The organism is Muricoccus nepalensis (genome assembly GCF_006438825.1).
GTDB classification, from domain to species: Bacteria; Pseudomonadota; Alphaproteobacteria; order Acetobacterales; family Acetobacteraceae; genus Roseomonas; species Roseomonas nepalensis.
Map to the genome: position 1 here is coordinate 361,895 of NZ_RCZP01000003.1, position 15,341 is coordinate 377,235.

Annotated in this window: 14 protein-coding genes; 2 read left to right on the top strand and 12 right to left on the bottom strand. The window is 73.1% G+C overall.

Annotated features, from left to right (window positions below; translation table 11 throughout):
• Positions 1–11: 11 nt before the first annotated feature.
• On the bottom strand, positions 12–1,316 hold the full coding sequence (gene glyA / locus EAH89_RS06205) for a serine hydroxymethyltransferase (RefSeq protein WP_140881904.1): 1,305 nt from the start codon (positions 1,314–1,316) through the stop codon (positions 12–14).
• On the bottom strand, positions 1,313–1,771 hold the full coding sequence (rpiB, locus tag EAH89_RS06210; RefSeq protein ID WP_140881905.1) for a ribose 5-phosphate isomerase B: 459 nt from the start codon (positions 1,769–1,771) through the stop codon (positions 1,313–1,315). Before rpiB ends, glyA begins: the two co-directional genes overlap by 4 nt.
• A 187-nt stretch (positions 1,772–1,958) precedes the next feature.
• Between rpiB and hemB the strand changes: the two genes are divergently transcribed.
• A complete protein-coding gene (gene hemB / locus EAH89_RS06215) occupies positions 1,959–2,954 on the top strand; it encodes a porphobilinogen synthase (protein ID WP_140881906.1) in 996 nt (331 codons plus the stop codon).
• 58 nt (positions 2,955–3,012) lie between these two features.
• Here the strand turns inward: hemB and EAH89_RS32440 are convergent, their stop codons facing one another.
• The 5 genes from EAH89_RS32440 to EAH89_RS06240 form a co-directional block, all read right to left on the bottom strand.
• Entirely contained in the window at positions 3,013–3,921 is a 909-nt protein-coding gene (locus EAH89_RS32440; RefSeq protein ID WP_140881907.1) for an SGNH/GDSL hydrolase family protein, read from the bottom strand.
• 396 nt (positions 3,922–4,317) lie between these two features.
• The gene (locus tag EAH89_RS06225; RefSeq protein ID WP_140881908.1) at positions 4,318–5,442 is read right to left on the bottom strand and encodes an alpha/beta hydrolase; all 1,125 of its coding nucleotides are present in this window, start codon (positions 5,440–5,442) and stop codon (positions 4,318–4,320) included.
• 45 nt (positions 5,443–5,487) lie between these two features.
• The gene (locus EAH89_RS06230; protein WP_140881909.1) at positions 5,488–6,375 is read right to left on the bottom strand and encodes an alpha/beta fold hydrolase; all 888 of its coding nucleotides are present in this window, start codon (positions 6,373–6,375) and stop codon (positions 5,488–5,490) included.
• 10 nt (positions 6,376–6,385) lie between these two features.
• The gene (locus EAH89_RS06235; RefSeq protein WP_140881910.1) at positions 6,386–7,594 is read right to left on the bottom strand and encodes a CaiB/BaiF CoA transferase family protein; all 1,209 of its coding nucleotides are present in this window, start codon (positions 7,592–7,594) and stop codon (positions 6,386–6,388) included.
• A 2-nt stretch (positions 7,595–7,596) separates the two neighbouring features.
• Positions 7,597–9,021, bottom strand: coding sequence for a malonyl-CoA decarboxylase (locus tag EAH89_RS06240; protein ID WP_140881911.1), 1,425 nt, complete (start codon positions 9,019–9,021; stop codon positions 7,597–7,599).
• Between the two features lie 287 nt (positions 9,022–9,308).
• Between EAH89_RS06240 and EAH89_RS06245 the strand changes: the two genes are divergently transcribed.
• The gene (locus tag EAH89_RS06245) at positions 9,309–10,820 is read left to right on the top strand and encodes an aldehyde dehydrogenase family protein (protein WP_140881912.1); all 1,512 of its coding nucleotides are present in this window, start codon (positions 9,309–9,311) and stop codon (positions 10,818–10,820) included.
• A gap of 13 nt (positions 10,821–10,833) precedes the next feature.
• Here the strand turns inward: EAH89_RS06245 and EAH89_RS06250 are convergent, their stop codons facing one another.
• From EAH89_RS06250 to EAH89_RS06270, 5 genes are read right to left on the bottom strand one after another with little or no spacing between them, the layout of a single operon-like run.
• Complete coding sequence (locus tag EAH89_RS06250; RefSeq protein WP_140881913.1) at positions 10,834–12,003, bottom strand: MFS transporter; 1,170 nt, start codon at positions 12,001–12,003, stop codon at positions 10,834–10,836.
• Entirely contained in the window at positions 11,996–12,787 is a 792-nt protein-coding gene (locus EAH89_RS06255) for an ABC transporter permease (RefSeq protein WP_140881914.1), read from the bottom strand. The genes EAH89_RS06250 and EAH89_RS06255 overlap by 8 nt, the downstream gene beginning before the upstream one ends.
• A gap of 1 nt (position 12,788) precedes the next feature.
• A complete protein-coding gene (locus EAH89_RS06260; protein ID WP_140881915.1) occupies positions 12,789–13,766 on the bottom strand; it encodes an ABC transporter substrate-binding protein in 978 nt (325 codons plus the stop codon).
• 14 nt (positions 13,767–13,780) lie between these two features.
• Entirely contained in the window at positions 13,781–14,548 is a 768-nt protein-coding gene (locus EAH89_RS06265; protein ID WP_140881916.1) for an ABC transporter permease, read from the bottom strand.
• Positions 14,538–15,335: an ABC transporter ATP-binding protein gene (locus EAH89_RS06270; RefSeq protein WP_241666880.1), complete on the bottom strand. Its 798-nt coding sequence runs from the start codon at positions 15,333–15,335 to the stop codon at positions 14,538–14,540. Before EAH89_RS06270 ends, EAH89_RS06265 begins: the two co-directional genes overlap by 11 nt.
• Positions 15,336–15,341: the final 6 nt, after the last annotated feature.

Here is a 15,341-nt window from a genome sequence, read left to right on the forward strand (position 1 = left end):
GGCCGGCGGCCTCAGCCGCGGTAGATGGGGAAGCGGGCGCAGAGGGCCTGGACGGCCTCACCCGCGGCCGCCTCGACGGCCGCGTTGCCCTCGGGGGAGTTCGCCCGGGAGAGCCCGCCCAGCACCTCCCCAATCAGGCGCCCGACCTCGCGGAACTCCGCCTCGCCGAAGCCGCGGGAGGTGGCGGCGGGCGAGCCCAGCCGCACGCCCGAGGTGACGAAGGGCTTGGCGGGGTCGAAGGGGATGGCGTTCTTGTTGACCGTGAGGTGCGCGCGGCCGAGCGCGGCCTCGGCGGCCTTGCCCGTGAGGTTCTTCGGGCGGAGGTCCACGAGGACGAGGTGGTTGTCCGTGCCGCCGGTGACGAGGCCGAAGCCCTGCTCGGCCAGCGAGGCGCCGAGCGCGCGGGCGTTGTCCACGACCGCGCGGGCGTAGGCGCGGAACTCGGGGCGGAGCGCCTCGGCCAGCGCCACGGCCTTGGCGGCGATGACGTGCATGAGGGGGCCGCCCTGGGTGCCCGGGAAGACCGCGGAATTCAGCTTCTTGGCCAGCGCCTCGTCGTCCGAGAGGATCAGGCCGCCGCGGGGGCCGCGCAGCGTCTTGTGGGTGGTGGTGGTGACGACGTGGGCGTGGGGGAAGGGCGAGGGATGCGTGCCGCCCGCGACGAGGCCAGCGAAATGGGCCATGTCCACCATGAAGATGGCGCCGACCTCGTCCGCGATCGCGCGGAAGCGGGCGAAGTCCCAGGTGCGGGCGTAGGCGGAGCCGCCGGCGAGGATGAGCTTCGGCCGGCTCTCCCGCGCGATGCGGGCGACCTCGTCCATGTCGATAATCTGGTCCTCGCGCCGCACCGTGTAGGGGGCGGGCTTGAACCACTTGCCGGAGAGGTTGACCGGGGAGCCGTGGGAGAGGTGCCCGCCGGCGGCGAGGTCCAGGCCCATGAAGGTGTCGCCGGGCTGGAGGAGGGCGAAGAAGACCGCCGAGTTGGCCGACGCCCCGGAATGGGGCTGCACGTTGGCGTAGCCGCAGCCGAAGAGCTTCGTGGCCCGCTCGATCGCGAGAGTCTCGGCGATGTCCACGACCTCGCAGCCGCCGTAGTAGCGCTTGCCCGGCAGGCCCTCGGCGTACTTGTTCGTCAGCACCGAGCCCTGGGCCTCCAGCACGGCGCGGGAGACGATGTTCTCGGAGGCGATCAGCTCGATCCCGTCCTGCTGGCGCACCAGCTCGCGGGAGAGGACGTCCGCGATCTCGGGGTCGATCTCCGAGAGGGGGGCGTTGAAGAAGCGGTCGGTGCTGGCGGCGGGCGACTGTTCGTTCATGGGGTACGGGTCCAGTCCGGCGAGAGCTTCAGGACCCGGCGGTCGTGGCGGCCGCCGGCATAGGGGGTGGCGAGGAAGGCGCGCAGCGCCTCGAGCGCCGGTTCGACCCCGGTCATGCGGGCGCCGAAGGCGATGACATTGGCATCGTTGTGCTCGCGCGAAAGGCGGGCGCCGGTCGCGTCGTGGGCCAGCGCGCAACGGATGCCCGGCAGGCGGTTCGCCGCGATCGAGATGCCGATTCCCGTGCCGCAGACGAGGACGCCGTAGCGGGCCCGGCCGGCCTGGACGGCCTCCGCCACGGCCGCGCCGAAATCGGGGTAGTCCACGCTCTCGGGCCCGTGGGTGCCCATGTCGAGCACGGAGTGGCCGGCCTCCTCCAGCGCCTGGCGGAGGGTGGCCTTGAGGGCGAGGCCGGCGTGGTCGGCGCCGACCGCGATGGTGAGCGGGGAGGACATGGGGGCGCGTCTACCATGGCTTGCGCCGCGGGTGGAACGGGGACGCCACCCCTTGGGGGCGGGTCGGCCATGCAAGGGCGTCGCCCGGGGCGGCGGCCCTGAATGCCCGTCCTCGCGGCCGGTCCTTGCGGCGGGTCCCGGGCGACCGGTCTTGGCGGGCGGCGGTCTCCGCGCGACAAAGGCGGGCATGACCCACGCCCCCTTCCCCATCGCGCGCCCGCGGCGCAACCGGCTCGACGAGCCGACCCGGCGCCTGGTGGCGCAGAACCGGCTGTCGGTGGACGACCTCATCTGGCCGATCTTCGTCGTGGAGGGCGAGGGGCAGTACCAGCCGGTGGCCTCCATGCCCGGCGTGTTCCGGGTCTCGCTGGACCGGCTGTCGGACCATGTGGGGCCGGCCGCGGCGCTCGGGATCCCGGCCGTCGCGCTCTTTCCGGCCACCCCCGCCGAGAAGAAGGACGCGGAGGGGACGGAGGCGAAGAACCCCGAGAACCTCATGTGCCGGGCCGCGCGCCAGCTCTCCCGTGACTTCCCGGGGCTGGTGCTGGTGGGGGACGTGGCGCTCGACCCCTACACCGACCACGGGCATGACGGGGTGATCCGGGACGGCTACGTCCACAACGACGACAGCCTGGAGGTGCTGGTCGCCCAGGCCGTGATCCAGGCGGAGGCCGGGATCGGCATCATCGCGCCGTCCGACATGATGGACGGGCGGGTGGGGGCGATCCGGACGGCGCTCGACGCGCGCGACCTCATCCACACGCGGATCATGGCCTATTCGGCGAAATACGCCTCCGCCTTCTACGGCCCGTTCCGGGACGCGGTCGGCTCGGGCAAGTCCCTGAAGGGCGACAAGCAGACCTATCAGATGGACCCCGCCAATTCCGACGAGGCGATCCGCGAGGTGGCGGCGGACCTGGCGGAGGGGGCCGACATGGTGATGGTCAAGCCCGGCATGCCCTATCTCGACATCGTCCGGCGGGTGAAGGAGCACTTCTCGGTGCCGACCTTCGCCTACCAGGTGAGCGGGGAGTACGCGATGATCGCGGCCGCCGCCGGGAACGGCTGGCTCGACCGCGAACGGGCGATGATGGAGAGCCTTCTCGCCTTCCGCCGCGCGGGCGCGGACGGGGTGCTGACCTACTTCGCGGTGGACGCGGCGAAGCGGTTGCGGGCGGGCTAGGTCGCGCCGCCCCCGTCGCCGCGGGTGGCCGCCGCCCGGGAGGACGGCGGCCGGCGGGTCAGGCCGCCCGCTTGCGGCGCACCAGGGCGAGCCCGGCGAGGCCGACGCCGAACAGCGCGAGCGAGGCCGGCTCGGGCACCGCGATCGTCGGCAGCGCCAGGGCCTCCTGGTAGAGGCGGTCGCCGACGATGCGGTGCGACGCGTCGGAGGGATGGGCGACGATGTAGTAGAAGTAGGAGTCCGGGTTTGCGCAGACGGTCGCGCCGGCCCCGAAGCCGCTCTGGCAGGCGTCGGTGGTGTTCGTGATGCCGTAGCGGCCGGGATTGTTGAGGATGTCGTCGTAGAAGGGCCCCCAGTTGCTGAGGCCGATCACCGCGTCGGAAAACTGCGCCTGAAGCTGCGGGACGAGCGCCGCGTAGACCGGGTTGAGGAAGGTGGCGCTGTCCGTGAAGGCGGGGACGGCCGCGGGGAGCAGCGTGATCTCGAAGTAGCGCCCGCCGAGCGCGTAGAGCGCGGCGACCTGGTTTGTCGTGGCCTGGGCGATCGATTCCTGCGTCGCCCGAAGGTGGTCGTTCAGGCCCCCGGCGAGAAAGAACAGCGTGGAGGCCGGGTTGAAGCTGGCCGCGCCCGAGTTGACGAGGGACTGGAAGGTCGCGACCTGCTGCGTGAGGCTCTGCGGCTGGGTCGCGGGCGGGGTCGGGCCCACGTCGACCCTGGCGCCGCTCTGGGCGAAGTTGATGCCGCTCGTGCCCGGGGAGGCGTTGCGCGGCGTCGTGAGCGGGATGCCGTAGTCCTGGGCGAGGTAGCCCGCGGCCGTCGAGCCGTTCGTGAGGGGAACATAGGCGCCGGTATCGGAGTAGCTGTCGCCGAAGACGTAGAGGCTGGTGAAGGCGGCTGCCTGGGCCATCGAGGTGAGGGCGATGCTGCCCAGCAGCGCCAGCGCGGCCGTTTTGATGATGGGTTTCATGGCAATGGAACGTCTCCCGTGGAGGACGGCCACGTTCGTGGTCCGGGGTCTGCACCCGGCGTTCCATCAGCAAGAACCACACCATCGGGAAAGAAGGAACAAGAACAGGAAGGTATTGTTTTATAACCGATCTTTTTCGTGCTGTTCGTCAAAAGCACGAACATTAATCGGCCTTCATCCGGCCCGTTCGTGCAACGCCCCGCGAAGCCGGGCCGAGGCATCGGCGGGCGACGGGAAGAGACCCTCCGAGGACCGACATCCGCTTCGGCACCGGTGGCAAGCGGACCTCGCTTTCTCCCTGCTTCGGGCGAGGACAGGCGCCCGCGGCGGAGCCGGGCTTTCGGAGGGACCTCCGAAAGCCCGGGCGCGCGTCGCCGCGGCGCGGGCAGCCGCGGATCAGATCCCCGCGCGGCGCCGCACCGGGCGGGCGGGCGCCGCCGGCGGGGCCGCGGCGAAGGCGGCGCGGAGCTGCTCGCCCACCTGGCGCTGCGCCTGCTTGGCCTTGGTCAGCACCGCGTCGGCCCCGAAGAACTCGTGGGTCACGCCGGGGTAGACGGTGCGGGTGACCTGGCCGCCGGAGGCGCGGATCTTCTCCTCCAGGCGGGCGCCGTCGGTCTGCAGCGGGTCGATCTCCGCGTTCACGATGAACACGGGCGGCAGGCCCCGGAGGTCGGCCCGGCCGGCGAGGTCGAGGCGCGGGTCCTGCAGGTCCCGCGGCCCCGTCGTGTAGTTGGACACGAACCACTGGATGGCGGGCCGGCCGAGCGGCTTGGCGTTGGCGAACTGCTGGTAGGAGGCCGTCTCCAGGTCCACGCCGCCGACGGGGTAGATGGCGACCACGGCGCGGGGCGAGCCCATCCGGCGGTCGCGGGCGAAGATCGCGGTGTTGAGGGCGAGGTTGCCGCCCGCGCTCTCGCCGACGATGGCGATGCGGTTGGGGTCGCCGTTGATGGCCGCCGCGTTCGTCACCACCCAGGCGTAGGCGAGGTTGGCGTCGTCATGGGCGGTCGGGAAGCGGAACTCGGGGCCCTGGCGGTAGTGGACGGACACGACGATCGCCTCGGCCTCGGCGCAGAGCGCGCGGGCGGAGGAGTCGTAGGTGTCGATGTCGGCGATGACCCAGCCGCCGCCGTGGAAGTAGAGGATGACGGGCAGCGGGCCGGCGCTGGCCGAGATGGGCCGGTAGATCCGGGCCGGGAGCCCGTTCGGCAGCGTGGTCAGCGTGATGTCGTTGTAGCTGTTGATCGGGCGCTGCGGGTTCGTGTTCTGCTGCTCGAGCGCGCGGGCGCGGACGGCGTCGGCCATGCTCGGCTGGCGGCGGGCGTCGGCGGCGCCGAGGGTCTCGATCGGCGCCGGGTTGAGGCGGGCGTAGCTCTCGAGGAGCGCGAGCATCTCGGGGTCCGCCCGGCCGCTCGGGTCGGCGTTCATCGCCATCTGGCGGGCGGCGGGGGCGCAGGCGGCGGCGAGGCCGGCCAGGCCGAGGGGCAGCATCATCGCCCCGCGGCGCGAAAGGGTCGTCATCAACGGTTCTCCAAGGGCCCGGATCGGGCGCTGCCGTCGAGAACGTCAGCCCTCCGGACCGGTTGCCGTCCCGGAATGGGAGAGGAACTCCGCGATGACGGCGGTCTGGGCGTGGTCCATCAGCGCCGGGGCGTGGCCGCAGCCGGCGACGTTGACGAGCAGCGTCTTCGGGCGCGCGGCCATGCGGGCGGCCGTGGCCTCGTCCAGAAGGTCGCTCTCGGCGCCGCGCAGGACGAGGATGGGGGGCGTGAGCGCCTCCCAGACCGGCCAGAGGTCGATGTCGGCGGCGGGGGCCCCGCGGGTCGGCGCGGCGATGGCGGGGTCGTAGTGCATCGCCACGCGGCCGGCCGGGGTGCGGCGCGCGCTCGTCTCCGCCAAGTGGCGCCAAGCGGCGTCGGGCAGGCGGCCGAAGGGGGCGTGGACGCGGCGGAGATGGCTCTCGACCTCCTCCACGCTGCCGAAGTCCTGGCTGAGGGCGAGGTAGTCGGCGATCCGCTGGAGGGCGGCGGCGGGGATGAAGGGACCGATGTCGTTCAGCACGAGGCGGCGCGGCGTCGTGCCCGGCAGGGCGGCCAGCGCCATGCCGATCAGCCCGCCCATGGAGGTGCCGACCCAGTCGTAGGGGCGGCCCAGCGCGTCGAGGAACTGCTGGAAGGCGGCGGCGTAGGTCGGCACGGCGTAGAGCGAGCCGTCCGGCAGCCAGTCGCTGTTGCCGCGGCCGAAGACGTCGGGGCAGATGACGCGGCGGCCGCGCTGAGCGAGGCGCGTCGCCAGCACGTCGAAGTCGCGGCCGGTGCGGGTCAGGCCGTGGACGCAGACGACGGGGTCGCCGTCCTCCGGCCCCCATTCGACCCAGCGGAGCGTGGGCTCGAGCGGGCCGAGGCGGGTGCGGAAGGCGCCGGGGCGCGGCGTCGGGCGGGGGCTCGCGGACATCCGGGCGGCCTCAGGCCGCGCCGTCGGCGCGCAGCTTTGCGATCGCCTCGGGATCGAGGCCGAGGCCCGCCAGGACCTCCTCCGTGTGCTGGCCGAGCACCGGGGCGGCGCTGCGGTAGCTGGGCGGCGTCGCCGAGAGGCGGACGGGATTGGCGATGACCTGCACGCGCTCGCCGCTCGCGTGGTCCATCTCGACGACGACCTCGCGCGCCTTCACGTGGGGGTCCTCGAAGACGTCCTTCAGCGTGTTGATCGGGCCGCAGCCGATCTTCGCGGCCTCGAGCACCTCCACCCACTCCTTCGTCCCGCGCGTGCGCATGACGGGGGTGAGGGTGTCGGTGACGAGCTGGCGGTTGGCGACGCGGGCGGCGTTGGTGGCGAAGCGCGGGTCGGCGAGCAGCGCCTCCTGCCCGACCAACTTGCAGAAGCGCTCGAAGGTCGGGTCGTTGCCGACGGAGAGGACGATGTAGCCGTCCTTCGAGGGGAAGACCTGGTAGGGCACGATGTTCGGGTGCTGGTTGCCGAGGCGCGGCGGGTTCTCGCCGGTGGCGAGGTAGTTCATGCCCTGGTTCGCCAGCCAGGCGACGTGGGTGTCGAGCATGCCGATGTCGATCCGCTGCCCCTGCCCCGTCGCGTGGCGGTGGTTCACCGCGGCGAGCACGCCGATGCATCCGTAGAGGCCGGCGAAGAGGTCGGCGACGGGCACGCCGACCTTCTGCGGCTCGCCCTCGATCTCGCCGGTGAGCGACATGACGCCGCCCATGGCCTGGATGAGCGCGTCGTAGCCCGGGCGGGGCGCGTAGGGGCCGGTCTGCCCGAAGCCGGTGATGGAGCAGTAGATGAGGCGGGGGTAGCGATCCTTCAGGTCGTCCCAGCCGAGGCCGTACTTGGCGAGGGCGCCGACCTTGAAGTTCTCGACGAGGATGTCGCACTCGGCGAGCAGCTTGTGCACGATCGCCTGGCCCTCGGGCTTCGCGATGTCGAGGGTGACGGACTTCTTGTTGCGGTTCACGCCGACGAAATACGCGCTCTCCTGCGTGCGGGGCACGTAGGGGGGCGCGAAGCCGCGGGTGTCGTCGCCCGCGCCGGGGCGCTCGATCTTGACGATCTCGGCACCGAGGTCGCCGAGCATCTGGGTGCAGGTGGGACCGGCGAGGACGCGGGTGAGGTCAAGCACCTTCAGCCCGGCAAGGGCGCCGGGCGGGAACGCGGCGGGCACGCTCAGGAGGCCTTGGCGGGGCGGGGCTTGTCCTTGCGGACGGGCAGCGCCTTGCTGGGCGCGAGCAGCGCGTCCACCGCGCCGGAGCGCACGACGGTGCCGCCGCGGGCGAAGGCCTCGTGGTTCCGCTCGATCTCGTCGCGCTCGTAGAGGTAGTTGACCATCAGTCCGTGCGATTCCTGCATGCCGCGGGGCGCGGTGTTGCCCAGCCAGTTGATCCGTTCGAGGCGCGCGCCGTTGCCGAGGTGGAAGCGGGCGACCGGGTCCATCCGCCCGCCGGGGTCGGTGAGGTACTCGGCGCCGAGACGGAGCAGGGGCGCGCGCAGCCCCTCCGCCCGCGCGGGGTCGCGCCACCACTCGGGCTCGGAGAGCGGCAGGGCCAGCTCGGCCTCCGGCCCGCCCTCGGCGATGCGCTTCTCCAGCCAGCGGCGGAAGCCGGGGATGGGGGAGAGGGTGGAGAAGCGGATGAGCTGCGGCAGCTCGGCCTTGAGGTCCTCCACCACCTGCTTGATGAGGAAGTTGCCGAAGGAGATGCCGCGCAGCCCCTCCTGGCAGTTCGAGATGGAGTAGAAGATGGCGGTGTCGGCGGCGGCCGCCCGGGCCTCGGCGCCGGCCTCGCCCTCGGCGTCGAGCAGCGGCTGGACGGAGGCGGCCAGGCCCTGCACGAGCGCGACCTCGACGAAGATCAGCGGCTCGTCCGGGAGCGAGGGGTGGAAGAAGCCGTAGCAGCGGCGGTCGGCGGCGAGGCGGCGGCGGAGGTCGTGCCAGCCGTCGATCTCGTGCACGGCCTCGTAGCGGATGATCTTCTCGAGCACGGCGGCCGGCGTCTGCCAGTCGATGCGGCGGAGCTGGAGGAAGCCGCGGTTGAACCAGGACACGAAGAGGTGGTGGAGGTCGGATTCAAGGGGCTTGAGCGCCGGCTCCGCCCGCATCTCCTGCAGGAGCTGGCGCCGCAGCTCCACCAGCGCCGCGGTGCCGCCCGGGGACATGTTCATCCGCCGCAGCAGCTCCTGGCGCGGCGGCTCGGCGCAGCGGGAGAGGTGGGCGGCCTTCTCGGGCGTGGGGTCGGAGAGATAGGCGAGCGCCGCCTCGCGCAGCGATTCGGGCTTCGGGCCGAAGCTGGTGGCCATGAAGAGGTGGAAGGCCGCGCGGTCGGCGGGGGCGAGGTCGCGCAGCGCGCCCATGACCTCGCGCGCGACGGCGGCGCCGGAGGCCTCGCCGCGCTCGGTCAGCAGGGCCTCGGCGAGGCTTTTGGCGCGGTCGAGCGGGGGGGTGGAATCGCCGGGAACGGAGGCGAAGAGGCGCCCGCGGTCGGCGATGGAGGACCAGAGTCGCTCGATCCAGGACCGGGCGGCGGCGGGGGCGGCCTCGGGCCGGGCGTCCTGCTCGGATGCCTCGCGCTCGACGGTCGTCACGGCCTCTGACATGCAATCCCTCCGGATCGGGCGGCCTTCAGCCCCGCGCCGGGGGCGCCGGCGCGGCGCCATTCGCCGGGGCTGGCAGATTGGCCCCGCCCGCCCCGCCGGGCAAGGCACGGTTCCGCCAGTGGCGGCCCGCTTGCGGCCGGGGGCCGGCGGGGGCACCCTCGCCGCCCGCCGGCGCTCGCCGCCAGGCCCGGGTGGCCTTGCGAAGGGCCGCCGCGCCGGGCCGCCGTGCCGGGCCGCCCCGATGGGCCGCCCCGTCCGATGCGCCCCACCCGTTGCTGGAGGAAACCATGCTCGACCGCCCCCACCCCACGCCCGAGGCCCCGACCACCGACCCCTTCGCCCTCGCCAAGGCGCTGTCCGGGGTGCACCTGATCGGCGGGCGCTACGTCCCGGCGCGCTCCGGCAAGACCTTCTCGGTCGTGAACCCCGCGACCGGCCAGGAGGTGGCGCGCGCCGCCGACGGCGACGCCGCCGACGTGGACGCGGCGGTGGAGGACGCGGCGCGGGCGCAGAAGGAGTGGGCGCGCATGCCCGCCCGCAAGCGCGGCGCGCTCGTCGCCCAGTGCGCGGCGCTGATGCGCACCCATGTCGAGGAGCTCGGCCGGCTGATTGCGCTCGAGACCGGCAAGGCGCTGCGCACCGAGAGCCGGGTGGAGGCGAACACGGTTGCCGACATCCTCGAGTTCTTCGGCGGCCTCGGCGGCGAGCTGAAGGGCGAGACCGTGCCCTTCGCGCCCGACGTGCTGTCGGTGACGGTGCGCGAGCCGCTCGGGGTGGTCGGCGCCATCATCCCCTGGAACGTGCCGATGCTGCTGATGGCGCTGAAGGTCGCGCCCGCGCTGGTGGCCGGCAACACCGTGGTGGTGAAGAGCGCGGAGGAGGCGCCGCTCGCGGTGCTGCGCATCTGCGAGCTGATGAACCGCGTGCTGCCGGCGGGCGTGTTCAACATGGTCTCGGGCTTCGGCCCGGAATGCGGCGCGCCGCTGGTGGCCCACTCGAAGGTTCGGAAGGTGACCTTCACGGGCTCGGTCGAGACCGGGAAGATCGTCTCCAAGGCGGCCGCGGAGAAGCTCATCCCGGTGACGCTGGAGCTCGGCGGCAAGTCGCCGATGATCGTCTTCGCCGACTGCGACTTCGAGAAGACGCTGGCCGGCGCCATCACCTCGATGCGCTTCACGCGCCAGGGGCAGAGCTGCACGGCGGCCAGCCGCATCTACGTGGAGCGGCCGATCTTCCAGCGCTTCGTGGACGCCATGGCCGAGAAGGTCGACGCCATGGTGATGGGCGATCCGCTCGACGAGAAGACGGACATCGGCACCATCATCTCCGAGGGGCAGTTCGAGAAGGTGAAGTCCTTCATCGACGAGGGCGTGGCGACCAAGGGCGCGAACGGGCGGGCCTGCTCCGCCATGCCCTCCGACCCCGCGCTTAAGAAGGGGCTCTTCATCCAGCCCTACATCTTCACGGGGCTGGACAAGGACAGCCGCCTGGTGCGCGAGGAGATCTTCGGCCCCGTCACCTGCGTCATGCCCTTCGACGACCCCGAGGCGGTGCTGGCCGAGGCGAACGACAGCGAGTACGGGCTGGCGGCGAGCCTTTGGACGAACAACCTCAAGGTCGGGCTGAACCTCGCGCACCGGCTGGAGGCGGGGCTGGTGCAGATCAACCAGAACCTCGTCGTGCAGGCGAACCTGTCCTATGGCGGCGTGAAGTCCTCGGGCCTCGGCAAGGAGGCCTCGCTGGAGGCGATGCTGGAGCACTTCACCCACAAGAAGACCATCATGGTGAACATGGGCTGAGGTCGCCCGGCCCTCAGTCGATCCGCCTCAGGGGCCGCGCGAGCAACACGAGCGCGGCGCCGGCGGCGAGCAGCGGCAGCGCGGCCAGGGACCAGTCGGCCCGGGCCGCGGCCGCGATGGCCAGCGGCGCCAGCACCGAGCCGATGTTGTTGCACTGGACGAGCAGCCCGAGCGCCGGTCCGGTGAGCGAGGCGTCGGGCACCGAGCGCGGCGCGAGGGCGAAGAGGGAGGCGGGCACCACGCCCCCGATCCCCGAGGCGAGCAGCGCGGCCGCAAGGGTGAGCGGCAGGGAGAAGGGCAGCGCGAAGGCCCCGGCCGAGAGGACCGCCATGGCGGTGCCGGCGGCCAGGGCAAGGCGCGCCGGGTGCCGCCCGGCCCGCATCAGCCAACCCGCGGCGAGGTTCCCGGCGATGTTGACCACCGCTGCCGCGGCGCCCGCGACGCCCGCGAGCGAGAGCGGCAGGCCGAATCCGGCGACCAGGCGCGCGGGCAGGAAGCTCGCGATGCCGAAGTAGATCGCGGAGTAGCAGGCGAAGGCGAGGGCGACGAAGACGGGCAGGCGCGCGCGCCCGAGGGCGGCGAGCGGCCCGGCCATCCCGCCTCGGGCCGGGACGGGGCGCCCGGCCCCCTGCGGCAGGCGGGCGGCGAGGAGGAGGGCCGCGCCCCAGGGCAGGAGGGCGGAGAGGCCCCAGGCGGCGCGCCAGCCGAAGCCCTCCACCAAGGGCGCGGCCAGCAGGCCGAGCGCGACGCCGGTCGGCATGAAGGCGCTCCAGAGCGTCATCGCCAGCGCGCGGTCCCCGGGCGCGGCGCGGGCGGCGACGAGGGTGGGGGCGGAGACGATGATGGCGAGGAAGGCCGCGCCCTCCGCCGCGCGGGCGGCGTAGAGGGCGCCGATGCCCGGCGCCGCGGCGGCGGCGAGCCCCGCGGCGCCGAGCGCCCAGAGCCCCGCCAGCAGCACCTGCCGCACCCCGGCCCGCGCCGCGAGCAGCCCCGCCGGCAGCCCGGCCGCGGCGGCGACCAGCGCGAAGACCGAGATCAGCCCGGCCGCGCCGGAGAGGCCGATGCCGAGGTCCCCCCCGATCGCGAGCAGCGAGGGCGCGACCTTGCCGAACTGCACCGCGCCCGCGACCCCGGCCGCGACGAGCGCGCCGATCTCGGGCCAGCGCGTCGCCCCCTCACCCATCGCGCCCCGTCGCGAAGTACCAGGCGATGGAGCGGCGCTCGACCCACAGGAAGCCGCGGTTCAGCGCGTAGCCGAGGAAGGCGAGGACGAGGACGGCGGCGTACATCTCCTCCGCCCGCCCCGCGAACTGCATCAGCACGAGGTAGTGGCCCACCCCCTGCTCGCCCGCGATCATCTCGGCAACGACGGTGGTGACGAGGGCGAGCGCGAGGGCGACGCGCAGCCCGGCCATGACGTAGGGCAGGATGGCCGGCAGCGTGACCCGGAACAGGCGCCGCCAGGCGGGCACGCCGAAGGTGCGGGCCATGGCGAGCTGGTCCGCCTCCACCGCGCGCAGGCCCTGGGCGGTGTTGGTCAACAGCGGGAAGAAGGCCGTGACGGCGGCGACCGTGATCTTCATGCCGTTGTCGAGGCCGAGGAAGAGCACGAGCGGCGGGATGACGGCCGGGATCGGGATGGGGCGGATCAGCTCCACCGTCGGGCCGAGGACGCGCTGCGCGAGCGTGCTGGCGCCGAAGAGCAGCCCGGCCGCGATGCCCGCGAGCGTGCCCGCCGCCAGCCCCGCGAACATCCGGGCCAGCGTCGAGCCGACGAGCATCGGGATCTCGCCCGAGAGGGTGTCGCGCACCAGCGCCGCCACCACGCGCGACAGCGGCGGCCAGTTCGGGCTGTCGACCATGCCGGTCCGGGCCGAGACCTCCCAGAGGAGGAACAGGGCGAGGACCAGCCAGACGCCGGAGGTCGGGCGGAACCCCTTCGTGGCCGCGAGGGCGCCGCCGGCCAAGTCAGGCCTTCGCCGTGCGGAAGATGAGGTCCGCCGGCGCGGGGTAGCGGCCGCCGAGGCCGAACTTCGTCATCGTCGCGATCAGCTCCGCGATCTCGGCGGTGGTGACCTCCTTGGGGTAGGCGGTGAAGGCGACCTTCTGCAGGCGCTCGAGCGGCACGCGGGTGAAGTTGGCGACGAGCTGCAGGAGCTCCGGCTTGCCGGCGGCGGCGTTCACCCAGTCCGTGCCCTTGTGCAGCGCGCGGACGAAGCGGTCGAAGACCTCGCCGTTCTTGTCCAGGTCCTCCTTCATGGCGACGTACTGCGCGATGGAGGAGGAGGGCGCGGTCTCCTGGATGATCCAGCCGATGCGCTCGAGCTTGTCGCCCTGGGCCTCCATGGCGGAGGTGACGAAGGGCTCGCTGAAGAGCGCCGCGTCGATCTGGCCGCCGACCAGCGCGTCGGCCATCTGCGGGAAGGGCACCTCCACGGTGGTGACGCGCTTCCAATCGCCGCCGGTCTTGTCGATCCAGGCCATGCCGCGCAGCCAGACGATGTTGTTGCGCGTGTTGGACGCGACGCGCTTGCCCTCAAGCCCCTTGCCGCTGGTGATGCCCGAGCCCTTGCGGACGACGATCGCCATGGTGTCCGGCGGCTGGGCCAACGAGCGCGCGGCCCCCGAGATGAAGCGGAAGTCGAGGCCTTCCCGCACGCCGAGAAGGGCGGAGACCGTGTTGGAGAAGGTGACGCGGTACTGGCCCGCGACGAGGCCCGGCAGGCCCGTCGCGCCGCCGGCGGTGGAGGAGGTGTCGACCTCGATGCCCTCGGCCGCGAAGTAGTTCTGCGCGATGGCCGCGTGGAGCGGCGCGACGTCGAGCACGGGGATGACGCTGACGCGCAGCTTCGTCAGCGCCTGGGCGCGGAGCGCCGGGGCGGCGAGCGGCGCGGCGAGGGCGCCCAGGGACGCCGCGACCGCGGCGCGGCGGGTGAGGTCGGTCATTCTCTCGGGTCTCCTCAGGGGGTTCTTGCCTGCCAGTGCAGCGCGCGGGCCTCGGCCCAGGCGAAAAGAGCGTTCAGGGCGAGGCCGACGAGCGCCAGGATCACGAGCCAGGCGTACATCTGGCGGATCAGGAAGCTGCGCTGCATGTCGAGGATGAGGAAGCCGAGCCCCCCCTGCCCCGTCAGCATCTCGGACAGCACGGCGATGATGAGCGCGAGGCCGAGGCTGGTGCGCATGCCCGCGAGGATGAAGGGCAGCGCCGCCGGCAGCACGACGTGCCACAGCGCGCGCGCCGTGCCCCAGCCGTGCGTGCGCGCGGCGTCCAGCAGCACGCGGTCCACGCCGCGCACGCCCTGCAGCGTGTTCACCAGCACGGGGAAGGTGACGGCGAGCGCGACGGAGGTGATCTTCATCGTGTCGCCGATGCCGAGGAAGAGCATCAGCGGCGGCACGAGGGCCGATTTCGGGAGCGGGCGGATCATCTCCACCAGCGGCTCGAGCAGGCGGTAGGCCGGCGCCCACCAGGCCATGGCGGCGCCGAGCGCGATGCCGATGACGGAGCCGATGGCGAAGCCCGCGAAGACGAGGCGCAGCGTGGCCGAGAGCGGGCCGAGGACCTCGCCGGAGAGGACGAGGTCGCGGAGGACCTCCCATATGGCGGAGGGTGGCGGCATCAGCGCGCGGCGGATCAGCCCGGCGTTCACCGCGCCTTCCAGGGCGAGGAGCAGAAGGGCGAGGAAGGCGAGGCCGGGGAGGAGGCGGAGCAGGCGCTCAGGCCGCATGGCCGTCCCCGGGGGCGTGGCGCGTCAGTAGGGCATCCAACAATTCGTGCCGCAATTCGAGGAAGCGGGGCGTCTCGCGCACCTCCACGGCGTCGCGCGGGCGGGGCAGGCCCGTCTCGACGAGGCGGGCAATCGTGGAGGGGCGCTTCGTGAGCAGGGCGACGCGGTCGGAGAGCGCGACCGCCTCCTCCACGTCGTGCGTGACCAGCACCACCGTCAGGCCGCGCTTCTCCCAGAGCTCGAGCATGAGGCGGTGCAGGTCGAGGCGGGTGAGCGCGTCGACGGCGCTGAAGGGCTCGTCGAGCAGCATGATCTTCGGCTCGGCGGCGAGCGCGCGGGCGAGGGCCACGCGCTGCTGCATGCCGCCCGAGAGCTGCCAGGGGAAGTGGTCGCCGAAGCCGGTGAGGGCGACGGCCGCGAGCTGCACGTCGGCCAGCTCGCGCGCGCGGGCCTTGGAGATACCGGGGCGGTGCTCCACCGCGAAGGCCACGTTGTCGCGCACGGTCCGCCAGGGAAGGAGCGAGCGGCCGTATTGCTGGAAGACGTAGACGGCCTCGGGCGGCGGGCCGGTCACGGGGCGGCCGGCGACGCGCACCGTGCCGGCGGAGGGCGGCATCAGCCCGGCCGCGATCTGCAGCAGCGTGGACTTGCCGCAGCCGGAGGGGCCGAGGATGGAGAGGAACTCCCCCTCGCGCACGGCGAGGCTGATCCGGTCCATGGCCAGCATGGCGGGGCCGCCGCGCGCGGGGAAGGACTTCTCGACCGCCTCCAGCTCCAGGATCGCCACCGCCCG

Excerpts from the sequence above, each read along its gene's own strand:
- EAH89_RS06225 (WP_140881908.1), bottom strand. The coding sequence starts at position 5,442 with ATGACGACCCTTTCGCGCCGCGGGGCGATGATGCTGCCCCTCGGCCTG.
- EAH89_RS06245 (WP_140881912.1), top strand. The coding sequence starts at position 9,309 with ATGCTCGACCGCCCCCACCCCACGCCCGAGGCCCCGACCACCGACCCC.
- rpiB (WP_140881905.1), bottom strand. The coding sequence starts at position 1,771 with ATGTCCTCCCCGCTCACCATCGCGGTCGGCGCCGACCACGCCGGCCTC.
- EAH89_RS06240 (WP_140881911.1), bottom strand. The coding sequence starts at position 9,021 with ATGTCAGAGGCCGTGACGACCGTCGAGCGCGAGGCATCCGAGCAGGAC.
- hemB (WP_140881906.1), top strand. The coding sequence starts at position 1,959 with ATGACCCACGCCCCCTTCCCCATCGCGCGCCCGCGGCGCAACCGGCTC.
- EAH89_RS06260 (WP_140881915.1), bottom strand. The coding sequence starts at position 13,766 with ATGACCGACCTCACCCGCCGCGCCGCGGTCGCGGCGTCCCTGGGCGCC.
- EAH89_RS32440 (WP_140881907.1), bottom strand. The coding sequence starts at position 3,921 with ATGAAACCCATCATCAAAACGGCCGCGCTGGCGCTGCTGGGCAGCATC.
- glyA (WP_140881904.1), bottom strand. The coding sequence starts at position 1,316 with ATGAACGAACAGTCGCCCGCCGCCAGCACCGACCGCTTCTTCAACGCC.
- EAH89_RS06250 (WP_140881913.1), bottom strand. The coding sequence starts at position 12,003 with ATGGGTGAGGGGGCGACGCGCTGGCCCGAGATCGGCGCGCTCGTCGCG.
- EAH89_RS06265 (WP_140881916.1), bottom strand. The coding sequence starts at position 14,548 with ATGCGGCCTGAGCGCCTGCTCCGCCTCCTCCCCGGCCTCGCCTTCCTC.
- EAH89_RS06230 (WP_140881909.1), bottom strand. The coding sequence starts at position 6,375 with ATGTCCGCGAGCCCCCGCCCGACGCCGCGCCCCGGCGCCTTCCGCACC.